The 14,044-nt window shown below is 39.3% G+C and carries 8 protein-coding genes; all 8 read right to left on the reverse strand.

What is annotated here, in order from left to right:
- Positions 1 to 2,953 (reverse strand): ESPR-type extended signal peptide-containing protein (locus tag RWP19_RS08950; RefSeq protein ID WP_314357387.1); only part of this gene is annotated, 2,953 nt, incomplete at its 3' end.
- Between the two features lies 1 nt (position 2,954).
- Complete coding sequence (locus tag RWP19_RS08955) at positions 2,955 to 4,073, reverse strand: DUF2827 family protein (RefSeq protein WP_314357395.1); 1,119 nt, start codon at positions 4,071 to 4,073, stop codon at positions 2,955 to 2,957.
- Positions 4,074 to 4,488: 415 nt separating this feature from the next.
- Positions 4,489 to 5,709 carry a YadA-like family protein gene (locus RWP19_RS08960; protein ID WP_314357388.1) on the reverse strand — a complete coding sequence of 407 codons (1,221 nt, stop codon included), beginning with the start codon at positions 5,707 to 5,709 and terminating at the stop codon, positions 4,489 to 4,491.
- Between the two features lie 289 nt (positions 5,710 to 5,998).
- A complete protein-coding gene (locus RWP19_RS08965; protein WP_314357390.1) occupies positions 5,999 to 7,024 on the reverse strand; it encodes a biotin-dependent carboxyltransferase family protein in 1,026 nt (341 codons plus the stop codon).
- Complete coding sequence (pxpB, locus tag RWP19_RS08970; RefSeq protein ID WP_314357392.1) at positions 7,011 to 7,754, reverse strand: 5-oxoprolinase subunit PxpB; 744 nt, start codon at positions 7,752 to 7,754, stop codon at positions 7,011 to 7,013. The genes RWP19_RS08965 and pxpB overlap by 14 nt, the downstream gene beginning before the upstream one ends.
- A 73-nt stretch (positions 7,755 to 7,827) precedes the next feature.
- Entirely contained in the window at positions 7,828 to 9,024 is a 1,197-nt protein-coding gene (locus RWP19_RS08975; protein WP_295259827.1) for an NRAMP family divalent metal transporter, read from the reverse strand.
- An 86-nt stretch (positions 9,025 to 9,110) separates the two neighbouring features.
- Positions 9,111 to 9,881: a 5-oxoprolinase subunit PxpA gene (locus RWP19_RS08980; protein WP_314357393.1), complete on the reverse strand. Its 771-nt coding sequence runs from the start codon at positions 9,879 to 9,881 to the stop codon at positions 9,111 to 9,113.
- Positions 9,882 to 10,100: 219 nt separating this feature from the next.
- The coding region (locus RWP19_RS08985) for a YadA-like family protein (protein WP_314357394.1) at positions 10,101 to 14,044 on the reverse strand (3,944 nt) is incomplete at its 5' end.

Genomic DNA, 14,044 nt, shown 5'->3' on the forward strand with positions numbered 1-14,044 from the left:
TATCTGCTGCTGTTGCGCTAGAAGCTGCTTTTGTTGCAGAGGAATCTGCTGCTGTAGCACTGGATGCTGCCTTAGTCGCAGAGCTATCTGCTGCTGTTGCGCTAGAAGCTGCTTTTGTTGCAGAGGAATCTGCTGCTGTTGCAGAGCTTGCTGCCTTTGTAGCAGAACTATCAGCTTTATTAGCTGCTGCTTCAGCACGAACTGCAGAGCTTTCAGAGCTAGATGCAGATGTAGATGCTGCTGTTGCAGAGGATGCTGCTTTTGTTGCTGCTGTAGATGCTGTTGTAGCTGCTGTAGAAGCAACTGTAGCTGAGGAAGCCGCGTTGGTTTCACTTACTTTTGCATTAGATGCAGCTGTACTTGCTACAGATGCAGAAGATATCGCTTTTGTTGCCGCTGCTTCTGCGGCTGCTGCAGAGCTAGAGATCGCCGCTTTGGCTGCATTATAACCATCAGCTGTAGAGTTAGCTGTAGAAACTGCTGCATCAGCTTTAGATTCTGCACTCGTTGCTTTTACAAGAGCAGAACTAGCTGCTGTAGATACGCTTGTAAGTGCAGTAGCTGTACTTTCAGCAGCTTGAACTACAGCATGTAATTGAGATCCGTTAATGGCATCAGTAGAGGTAGCAGACACACGACCAGCTGCCACATTCGTAATAGTACGTTTCACAGTACTAGAACCAACGGAAATCGTGCTATCTGCTGTATCACCTGCAAAGTTATAACTGTTACCAGCAATTGTCATACTTGCAGTACTTACCTTATCTTCTGTTTCAGAATCTGCGCCTAAGGCTACGGCATGATAGTTCTTAGCCTTAGCACTAGCCCCAAGAGCTGTTGCGTAGGTCGCCTGTGTTACCTTAGCATTATCACCTAATGCCATGCTGCTAGCGGATTGATTGTCGATAACAGCTTGACGACCGAGAGCAATTGTGCCATCAGATTGTGCTTTAGCAGAAAGACCGATTGCAGTAGCTGCTAACCCACTAGCTACACTAGAATGCCCTGCTGCAATTGTATTTGTACTAGAAGCAGCTGCTAGTGTTCCAAGGGCAAGTCCATGTTCACCACTAGCAGTTGTAGCATTCCCTAGTGCTAATGCACTCTCTGCAGATGCACTTGTAGAATAACCAACAGCTACGGAATATTTACCACTGCTAGTAATTTTATTACCAATTGCTACGGCGCTATCTTTACTAGCACTTGTTTCTACACCAAGTGCGACACCGTTAAGACCACTAGCTACAGCTGTATCACCTAAGGCAATAGCAGATTGACCAGATGCTGCAGATTTGGCACCAACAGCAATAGATCTTGAGCCTGTTGCCTTAGCCGCATCAGTTGCATTTGTTTCACCACCGATAGCAACAGAGTCAAGCCCAGATGCAGTTGTATTCTTACCGATTGCTACTGCATTACTTTCAGATGCCGCTGCACTCGTACCTAAAGCAACAGTATCAGCTTTGCTTGCAGTTGCAGCATTACCAATAGCTGTAGCACCAGTTTCAGAGGCAGCTGTAGTTTTACCAATTGCTATACTAGCTTCATTGCTAGCACGTGCTGCAGCACCAAGGGCAACAGAATAATCACCTGTAGCACCAGTTTGTGTACCATTATACGCACTACCAATAGAGATAGAGCGATCACCAGATGCTGTATTACTATACCCAATACCCACTGCTGCCGTGCCAGATACAGTAGTATTCGAACCACCACCAAAAGCTTGATTACCTGTAGTATTGACTAAATAACCAACTGCAGTAGCACCACCACCATTTGCAGTAGTACTAGCACCAAATGCGTTATCATTCTCTTTAATTGCTTTTGCATTATAACCAATAGCTGTAGCAGAGCTTTCAGATGCTGCTGCACTTGTACCAAAGGCAATAGCATTTGCTTTACTAGCAGCTGCTTTTTTACCAATAGCTGTAGCTGCTTCTCCAGAAGCCACTGTAGCGGTACCAATAGATACAGCATCCGTAGCGCTAGCAGCAGTATGAGTACCAGTATCACCACTGGAACCAATAGCTACAGCATTCTTACCGCTTACATCTACTTGGTAACCAATACCTGTACCGTATTGCGCAGCACTTGTGATATTAATTGTAGAACCAAGACCTGTACCTTGATTAGCATGTACTTGAGAGTTATAACCTACAAGTGTAGCCGCTGATTGATCAACAGTTAAGTCCCAGCCCAGACCAGTAGATCTTTCTTTTGTAACTTGTACATTCTTACCTACTGCTGTTGCACCCCAACCAGTGGCTCTGTTACCCGCACCAATTGCAATAGTTGCAGTGCCATCAGCAACTGCACCTTCCCCAACAGCAATAGCTTGGCTAGTCTTAGCTTGAGTGTTCTTACCTAATGCAATAGTATTACTTTCAGAAGCAGCTGCACTTGTACCTACAGCAATTGCATCAGATTTACTTGCATTTGCTGCATTACCAATTGCTACCGCACTACTTTCAGATGCAACTGCACTTGTACCAATTGCAGTAGCACTATTAGCAGTAGCAGATGTATTTGTACCAAGAGCAATTGCACTTTCACTGTTAGCTGTAGCCTGACCTATTGCAATAGATCCTTTTCCTGTCGCCTTTGCATTCCAAGCACCTGCAAAAGCATTCCAAGCAGCTGAAGTATCATTGCCTAAAGCAATACTACCACGACCTGAAGCATTTGAGCTTTGCCCGATAGCAATCGCATTCTCTTCAGTAGCATTGGCACCACCAGATGAAGTACCATTAATCGCTATAGTACCTTTTTTTGACGAACCGGCAAATGATCCAGTAGCAGCAACATCCATAGTCGCCAATGGCTGCATCATTAAAGATGCCAAAATACCAGCTACAACGATTTTCTTTTTCCCCGTCGTGTTTTTAGCCATTTCAGATACTACTACGTAGCACTGTTTAGATTTGGACCAAATAACCTTAAAGATCTTATTCATACTAACCTTTTACTCCTAATTCTTCTAACAATATTTGATATTTGAGTATATTTTCTTTATTGAATGGTGACACCGAATCAATGAGTTTATCATTCCATTTTTTATGGCTTTCAAAATCATCATCATAGGATTTAATAGCACTAATCAATTGACGTTCACCGTCATAGGCATCAAATCCATCATAGTAAAAGCCTACATGGTGTGCTTTTAACATTGGTGAGTTATGTACTAGTGGATAACCACCATATAATGCCTCATAATATACATAGTTCAATGCATTTTCCCATTGGAAGGAAAGCACAATGTCCGTGTATTTTGCAAGAAAATGCGGCGTAATATGACGCGTTTCAACAGTCATCACATTAGCTTTAACGGCTGATGTATAGCCAATAAAATTAAAAATGGCATCATTGTCTTTGATGTCATAGGTATTACATAAATATATATGCTTTACCAATTCTGGATGGTTCCGATAAGCCTCTTCACCAATCAAAATTGGGATCATACAGTTTTTCAGTACCGATATATTCGGTTCCAATACAGAGACGCGAGCCCCATTCGCTTTCATTTGACCACGTTCATAACCAAAGGTATATGGTTCTTCAATAGATTTAGTCATATGGTCTAAAAACAATGGATTCCATAAATGAGGAGCCTCATATACAGGAGCTTTTGTCATAATTTCTAAATAGCAACGATTCGTATTCATATGCTGTGGAATCATCCATACAGCATCATATTTCGTACCGTTAAAAGCACGGGCACCAGGTTTATCGTGAACCATCTTTTCCATATCGGCAATGAAATCATTCCCCATACGGTACGACACGATTTTGGCACCACGTTTACGATATTCCGCTTCGATTTGTGGTTCTAATGTTAATGTTCCCTCAATCAAAACATCAGTTTTATCGATGACTTCATCGCTATCATAAATCTCGATATCCATCAAATCTAATCGCATATTGTCAGACAATGTATTCTTATCATTTCGCCAGTACACAAAATAAACGGAATCGACGCCATCAATTTGTTCTAGGCACTGTTTTAAAAAGTACATATTCTGTCCGGCCCCATTTGACCAGATGTGATTATACGACTTACCCCAGAAAAAGGTAATCCCAATATTAATCGTAATCCCTCCTCCTCAATTTTTTAAAGCTTCCCTCATCTAAAATTCATATAACCCATTCTATCAAATATAATTAATACAAAGCAATTTTATTTCGACCATTTTCGATGTTTTTATAAACATACTATGCTCTATATATATTTTGTTTATAAATTTAAAATTTGAGATACAAAGCCTTCATTTTCCCCTACATATACAGATTAAATCAATTAGTAATTTTAATATATAACACTAAAAAAAGGCTGTTATATATATGATTAAACTCACATATATAACAGCCTTTATATTTGTATATACTATCAGTATTTCTGTAAATATATTAATTTTTTACACGTCATCAAATATTAAATACTAACCTTCATACTATTTACATTTTTTAGTATTTGAAATAGATGTTCAGACATTAATGTCTTCCTACTAATTGTTGTACCATAGATTTTAAGGACTCAATTTCAGCTCGTTGTTGTTCAATTTCAACTTGTTGTGCATCATTTTTGGCTTGCATACGTGTCATTTCATCTTGCATAACATAAATAGAGCTAATAGGACCACCTTTATAGCGATCAGGGATATTTTTCTTCTCTGGACTATAGCCAAATTTATGTGTCACGCCAGCGTTTACCATATTATGACTACCAAACGAAACACCTACATTCAACATGGTATTTTCATTTGTGTAATGAGCTAAGCCAAGGGCTGCAGCTGTTTCGCCACGATAGTTCCCTACACCTGCCATCACTTGTGTTGGCTCCATAGGATCGTATTGAATTGGTTTTAACGCTGCCATAGCCGCTGCATGAGCACCAATGCGTTGTGTTTCAGAGGATACGTTGCTAATAGCTTGTTTCAATTCTTTTGTATCACTAGTATTTTGTTCTACGACTCGATTAATTACAGTTGCCACATTATCTGATGTAGCTACGCCACTTTCACCAGTAACCTTACCAGTACCATCAACGGTTAAGTTAGATGTTTTTACATTGTACGTTACTTCACCATTATCACCAACAGAAGCGGTTGTAAAATTACCAGAGGTAAAATTCAAGCCATCCTTCAAGCTCGTAGTTTTCGCGGTATTACCATCTGCTTTATAAGCAAGTTTTATGTTAGCAGTATCGACAGCCAAATTACCAATATTAGCAATAGAGTCTTTTAACTGTTTTACATTTACAACATCACTATCTGAGACACCAGCTTTTACGCCTTCAATCACTTGATTGCCAGCCTTAATACCATGTGTACTAAAACGTACGAGCTTGCCATTGGAGTCAGCCTGCATACCATCCATAGTAAATTCAGCAGTATCCAAGTTATTCGTATTTTCAAGCTTTGTACCATTAGCAGTAATAGCAGTATTTACATCGCCAGCAAAGAATTGAGCTTTCTCTTTGTTAATAATGCTATGCTTATGATCTGTAATAAGGCCAAACTCAGCTGAGTCTAAATTAGTAAGAGTTGGATTTATAGTTGCCGCTCCTACTTGTAAGGGACCAGACATAGCTAATGCAGTTAATACTGCTGCCACTAAAATTTTCTTTTTCCCTCTAGTTGTATTAGATAATTCAGATGCAATTGTATAATAGTGTTTAGTTGTTAACCAAATAGTTTTAAAAGTAGTATTCATAGTAACCTTTGCACTCCTCTCTAGCGTATGTACACTAACTGTCGATTGATATACGAATAAACTCACTCTTAATACACTTTTTTCATATTTGCCGCCATTATATCATCTTATCTTCATTTTTACCAATACTTTTTCATTATTTCTTCATTTTCAACCAACCATTATAAAGTTTCATCCTAATAGGTTATCAAGATTAATCTTGGTAATGCAAAAACGAAAACAGCTATCTCATAGTGATGACTCTACAAGATAGCTGTTCTAGGATTATAGTATATTATTTTTTCTATGCTTACCTAACCGTAAATACATATATACTTTGTTCATATGCTAATTTGATACGCTTATGTAAACGATTCATATATGCTCTGTATATATCTTGAGCTTCCTCAATGGATACAAGATTAAAGCTAATCCCATCCCCTACCGGTAATTGACTAAGACGAGGTAAATCGGCAGTAATGATAGTACCAATTTTTGTATAGCCACCAGTGGTTTGGCGATCTGCCATAAGGACAATAGGATGACCATTCGATGGCACTTGAATAGATCCGAACACAGCACCATCAGAAATGATATCGGCACTGTCTACGTGTTCAATTTCAGGACCATCCAAACGGAATCCCATGCGATCACACTCGACAGTCAATGTATAGATATTATCCCTAAAAGTTTTAATACCATTTTCTGTGAAATGCTTTGCTTGATCACCTAAAACAACGCGTAACGGTTCATGACATTCTCGACCGCCTCGGTTATACAAGGCTGTATTGAATAAAGTATGTCCTTCATCACGATAATCACATACATACATATCATCTCTGGTAAAAGCCTTAATACCAAGTTCATCATCCTTTTGTAATGGTCGTCCCTCGAGGCCGCCTATTTTTGCCTTTGTATGTGTAGATACGCTACCATTGATACTAGGTACATCGATACCACCAGAAAATGAAATGTACATGCGCACACCACATTGGCTAAAACCACCGGAAATAACATCACCTTCATGACATAGAATCGGAATATATCGAGGCACTAGTACATCATTAATAGTTGGTTCCATATCAGCCCCAGTAAAAGCAACAATACATGTGCCTTTCACTGTTAATGTTGGTGGTAACAAGGTACATTCTAAAGCTCCTGCTGGTTTCACATTGCCTACGAGAGCTTGACCTAAGAGATAACTTTCACTATCCATAGGCCCTGCTACAGGCATACCATATTGCTGAAACCCAACGCGCCCTTCATCTTGAACAGTTGTATACATACCAGGTGCATTAATGTAGATAGATGATTTCTGAAAATTATTGATAGCCATGTAACTCACCTACCTCAACCTCATACATGACAGGAACATAATCCCCGCCCAAAGATTTAATACGATTATATTCCGCTTCATCTATGGGCACATAACGCACATAGTCGCCAGCACTCAATAATGCAGCTTGTTCCTTAGACATGTCATACATAGTTACTGGTGTTCGTCCAATGATTTGCCACCCTCCCGGAGAGTCAGATGGATAAGTACCAGTTTGTTCCCCTGCGATGCCTACAGAGCCTGCAAGGATCAAAGTCCTTGGAGAGGATAAACGAGGCGTTGCTATACGTGGGTCCATGCCACCTAAATAGGTAAAGCCAGGAATAAAGCCTAACATATAAACTAAATAGTCTGTACCACTATGAATAGCTATAACCTCTTCTTCACTTAGATTATTGTGAGACGCTACAAAACCAAGGTCTGGTCCAAACTCTCCACCATACACAGTAGGGATTTCAATAACAGTCACCTTTTCATTATCATTATCTGTTATAGATTCAGAAAATATAGGCTCAATGATATGACACATATCTGCATAGGAATAGAGCATAGCATCATATTGCACGAGTAACGCACAATAGGTAGGAACTAATTCAATAATTCCATCTAATTGTAACGCTTGAATTCGCTCTATAGTTTGTCGAATATGTCGATTAATCTTTGGATCGATCACTTGACCAAAATCAATAGAGATAGCGCAATCTCCTACAGGTGAAATTGTAGGTTTCATAGGTACCTCCTCTTATAACCAGAAAGAACCATTACCTTCAAACGAAAATAATGGTACTTTCACAACTATCAAATTAACCTAGTAATTTAGCAATACCTTGTAAGGATGTAACACCAATATACGCTGTCACAAGTACTACAATCCATCCTGTATAGTATAACAGTTTATTGTGTTTGTAGTCTCCTACAATTTCAGATTTATGAGTAGCAAAGAGCATCACAGCCAATGTAATCGGCAAAATCAAGCCATTTACAGAGCCCGCCAAAATCAATAAGGATGCTGGTTTACCAATGAAAATCAAAATACATGTAGAAATAAAGATAAAGGCCATAATGGTCAATTTTTCATTTCTTTCTACTACTTTGAACAATGTTTTTAAGAAGGATACCGATGTGTACGCCGCACCTACTACAGATGTTAAGGCCGCACAGAAGAATACGATACCAAATAATTTATAACCAATTTCACCAGCACCGAGAAGGAATGCAGAACCTGCTGGATCTTTAGAATCTAGTACATATCCCATGGACACAACGCCAAGAACTGCTAAGAATAGTAATATACGAACTACCGCGTCTACAGACATACCCATAAATGCTGCTCGGCGTACATCTGTCAAATGTTCTTGACCGGTAATACCAGCATCAATAAGACGATGGCCACCAGAGAATGTAATATAACCGCCTACAGTACCACCGATAAGAGTTATGGTAGCAAGCCAAGGATAATGAGTTGGTGCTACTGCATGAGTAGCTGCTTCAGCCACAGGTGGATTTGTAGAAAATGCTACGTAAGCAATCAATACTAACATAACGGTACCAAGTATTTTAGCAGTGTTATCTAGAACGCCACCCATTTTCTTGGATGTAAATAATAGAATACCAAGAATACCACTAATAGCCGCTGCTGTCGTAGTATCGATACCAAACACAATGTTTAAACCCATAGAGGCGCCCCCAATATTACCAATATTGAAAGCAAGACCGCCAAGGGAAATCAAAAACGCTACAAAGTAGCCAAGGCCTGGCAACACTTTATTTGCTATATCTTGACCGCGCATTTTAGATACGCCAATGATAGTCCACACATTTAACTGTGCAATAACAGAGAAAATAACGGAAATAATAATGGCAAAGGCAAAATCTGATTTTAAATCATTTGTAAATGCTGCCGTTTGTAACATAAAACCAGGCCCAATAGAGGACGTGGCCATCAAGAAAGCTGCCCCTAAGAGGACAGATAAGCTCGCTTTACCTGCAATTGGTTTCATAAAACCTCCACACACACTTTTATTTAATTATTCATACATCAATCATCTATTACATATTTACTACTAATTTTCTATTCTATATTTTACTATTTACGGTTTTGAAAATTAGCTACTGTAACGCCTGCTTTTGTAAGACCGTCACGGATGTAATTTGTGAAAGCTATCGCTTCTGGATTATCACCGTGCACGCATACTGAATCAGCTACAATATCGATAGTATTTCCTGTATTAGTAACAACTTTTCCTTCTGTAACCATCATAAGCACACGTTCTAAAGCATCTTGAGGGTCTTTTATAAAAGCGCCTGGTTCTGTACGAGGTACCAATGTACCTTCATCAGTATAACCACGGTCAGCAAAGACTTCCTGAATCACAGGAATACCTCGGCGTTTCGCTTCTTTAGCAATATAGCTACCACTTAACACCATAGCGGCAATATTAGGATTAACCGCTTGTAAGCCATCTAATACGGCATCTGCCAATGCAGGGGTTACACAAGCAGTATTATAAAAAGCACCATGTAGTTTCATATGTTGCAATGTAACATCATAACTATCACAGAAGGCTTGCAATGCACCCACTTGATACATCATATAGGCTTTTGCCTCCGCAGGGTTTACAGCCATTGCTCGACGACCAAAGCCCATTAAATCAGGATATCCAGGATGTGCACCTACGGCTACGCCCTTCTCCTTACACATACGAACTGTGGCCTCCATAATGAGAGGATCCCCAGCATGCCATCCGCAAGCAACATTAGCACTAGTTACATGATTTAGTACTTCACTATCCATGCCTAATGTATAATTGCCAAAGCTTTCACCTAAATCGCTATTTAGATCTACATAATGTGACATCAATAATCTCCTCTCTTTCTTCATCTAATCTATAAATTCTATAGAATATTGAATTTATAGTTAAATTATACTAAATTTTTCGAAATATTACCAATGATTTTCATCATACCCAGAAAATTATCTTATAATTATATATTTGAAAAAAATACATAAAAAGAGCTCAATCTACATTTGTAGATTGAGCTCTTTCCGTAGCTTTAATAAGATTATTAAAGTCAATTATTGCAATTTAGAAAGAATTAAATCAACTTTACGTTGCATTTCTTCATTTTGCTCACGAAGTATTTTATTTTCAGCAACAATAGCTGCATTTTCAGAAGATTGCTTATCTAATAATGCTTGCATTTGACTATTTTGCTCTTTCAAAGTAGATACTTCGTCTTGCATTACATAAATAGAACTAATCGGACCACCTTTATAACGTTCAGGTATTGCCTTTCTTTCAGCACTAGAACCAAATTTATGAGTCACACCCGCATTAAGTATTGCGTCATGACTATCTAAAGAAGCACCGATATTAAACATAGTATCTTCATTAGAATAATGCGCTACGCCAAGAGCCACAGCTGTTTGGGATTTATAATTACCAATACCAGCCATAATTTGTGTTGGCGCTAATGGATCATATTGAATTGGTTTCAACGCAGCCAATGCAGCCGCATTAGCACCCGCCTTACTAGCATACTTTTTAGCAGCACTATCTGCCATGCCAGCAAGACTCTTCATCGCTTGATCAACTTGTTGTTTATTAACAGCATCAGTTGGACGTGTAGCTGGGCCTACATTGTTAATTTGTTTTCCACCCATATCTAGATTGCTATTCATAGATACATTAGCAGGTGTAGATCCATTTGGTGCATTAAACGTCATAGTTGGTGCACCAGAACCACTACCAGTAATGGATGAAACACCAGAGATATGATCTGCTTGCTTATCAATAGTAATACCGCCAACAGATACCTTATCAAAAGTTACCTCTTTCTTAGTTGCTACGGTGATATCCTTACCATTGTTAGTAATCGTAATATTATGACCATCATTGAAAGTAACAGTATCTCCACCTTTTACTACTTCTGATGTTGCACTGTTTACTTTTACGTTCCACGCAGCTGTATCCTTAATCACAGATTTACCAGCTTGATCAACATTACTTAAATCTTTTTTAGCTGCATTATTTGCTAATGCGGCAGTGTCATTAATTTTGTTCATCATGGAATCATCAATGCCTACAGTTACTGATTGACCATTGGCTTTAGTAGTAATACCATTTGTACCATTGATATGTAATGCTTGATCTTTAAGTTTTACATTACCAGTTCCATTATCACCTGCAATATTCAAGGAAATATTATCTGTAGCATTTTGTAATTGATTAACAGCCGTATCTAACTGATTTTTATTAATAGCAGAATACGGTGTTGTACCATCAGCTACATTTTTAATTTCTGTGTTGCCTGCATCAATACCAGAACCATTTACTTTAACAGTATTTGTTCCATTCGTAGCCGTCAAACCATTTGGTGTTACTGTTGTTGTATTCGTACCATCGGTTGTAGATAAACCGCCTTTAGTTAAAGCTGTAATATTACCGCTACCATCTTTAGCTGTTACACCATCTTTGGTAGTCACAGTGGATACACCAGCATTATCTTTAATTTCAGATTTTGTAGGTGATAATGTTTGTGTGTTACCTGATGCATCAGCAATTGTAGTAGTACCACCAGTTACTGTCGTTGTATTGCCAGCTGTATCTTTGTAAGTAGCGGATGTTAAATCTTTCAAATCTTTAGCTAATTTAACACTTAACGTACCAGCACCATCAGATACAACACCAATATTATTATCTGAAAGTTTATTGGTATCAGTTACACCACCTTTAATAGATAGTACTTCTCCGTGCTTACGGACAGAGTTATTACCAGTATCACCAGCGAACTCGTGAGTTGCATCAGCGGTAGCTTTACTAATAGCATCATCCATTTGGCCTTTATTTACGGCAGATGTTGCTGTTGTACCTGCTGCTACATTTTTAATTTCTGTGTTGCCTGCATCAATACCAGTACCTTCAACCTTAACGGTATGTGTTCCATCCGTAGCCGTCATACCAGTTGGTGCCACCGTTGTAGTATTCTTACCATCGGTTGTAGATAAACCACCTTTTGTAAGCGCTGTCGTATTACCTGCACCATCAGTAGTGCTAACACCACCATTAGTCAACGCCGTTGTATTACCTGCAGCATCCTTGGCAGTCACACCGTCTTTTGTAGTCACAGTGGATACACCAGCATTATCTTTAATTTCAGATTTTGTTGGTGCTAATGTTTGTGTATTGCCTGCTGCATCAGCAATCGTAGTAGTACCACCAGTTACAGTCGTTGTGTTACCTGCAGAATCTGTATAAGTAGCAGATGTTAAGCCAGTTAAAGCTTTTGCCAACTTAAGGTTTAATGTACCTGTTGTCGCATCGCCAAGTACAGCAATGTTGCCGTCTGTAAGATCAGCTGCTGTCGTAGATGCACCACCTTTGATATTGAGTTTTTCACCATGTTTACGGCTTACAACGACAGTATCATCTCCACCGAACTCATGAGTTGCATCACCTGTAGCTTTGCTGATAGCATCATCCATTTGGCCTTTATTTACGGCAGATGTTGCTGTTGTACCTGCTGCTACATTTTTAATTTCGGTGCCACCTGCATCAATACCAGAGCCTTCCACCTTAACAGTATTTATACCATCCGTAGCAGTTAAACCATTTGGTGCTACAGTTGTAGTGTTAGTGCCATCTGTTGTAGATAAACCGCCTTTAGTAAGATCTGTCGTATGTCCATTACCATCCGTTGCACTCACGCCACCTTTAGTTAAAGCTGTAGTGTTACCACTACCATCTTTAGCTGTTACACCATCTTTCGTAGTCACAGTAGATACACCAGCATTATCTTTAATTTCAGATTTTGTAGGCGCTAATGTTTGTGTATTACCTGTGGCATCAGCAATAGTAGTAGTACCACCAGTCACAGTCGTTGTGTTACCTGCTGCATCTGTATAAGTAGCCGATGTTAAGCCAGTTAATGCTTTTGCTAACTTAAGGTTTAATGTACCTGTTGTCGCATCGCCAAGTACAGCAATGTTGCCGTCTGTAAGATCAGCTGCTGTCGTAGATGCACCACCTTTGATATTGAGTTTTTCACCATGTTTACGGCTTACAACGACAGTATCATCGCCACCGAACTCATGAGTTGCATCTCCTGTAGCTTTGCTGATAGCATCATCCATTTGCTTTTTATTAACAGCAGATGTATTCGTTGTGCCAGCAGCTACATTCTTAATTTCGGTGTTGCCTGCATCAATACCAGAACCTTCTACCTTAACAGTATTTGTACCATCTGTAGCAGTTAAACCATTTGGTGCTACCGTTGTAGTATTCTTGCCATCTGTGGTAGATAATCCATCTTTTGTCATGGACGTTGTTTTACCTGCACCATCAGTAATGGTAGAGGATGTGCCTGTTACAGTTTGTGTATTACCCGCACCGTCAGTATAAGTAGCGGAAGTTAAACCTGTTAAAGCTTTTGCTAACTTAAGGTTTAATGTACCTGTTGTCGCATCACCAAGTACAGCAATGTTGCCGTCTGTAAGATCAGCTGCTGTCGTAGATGCACCACCTTTAATGTTGAGTTTCTCACCATGTTTACGGCTTACAACAGTAGTATCATCACCACCGAACTCGTGAGTTGCATCACCTGTAGCTTTGCTAATAGCATCTTCCATTTGTTGTTTATTTACCGCAGATGTTGCTGCCGTACCAGCTGCTACATTTTTAAGTTCTGTGTTACCAGCATCAATACCAGTACCTTCAAGCTTAACGGTATGTGTACCATCAGTAGCAGTGACACCACTTGGTGCTACCGTTGTAGTCTTAGTGCCATCTGTAGTAGATAAACCACCTTTAGTCATAGTAGTAGTCTTACCTGCACCATCAGTAATAGTAGAGGAGGCGCCTGTTACAGTTTGTGTATTACCCGCACCATCAGTGTAAGTAGCAGATGTTAAGCCACTTAATACTTTTGCCAATCTAACATTTAATGTACCAGCACCATCAGATACGACACCAATATTACCTGTTGTTAAGTCAGCTGGTGTTGTTACACCACCTTTAATAG

Origin of the sequence: uncultured Veillonella sp. (genome assembly GCF_963522475.1) — a bacterium.
GTDB lineage: Bacteria > Bacillota > Negativicutes > Veillonellales > Veillonellaceae > Veillonella.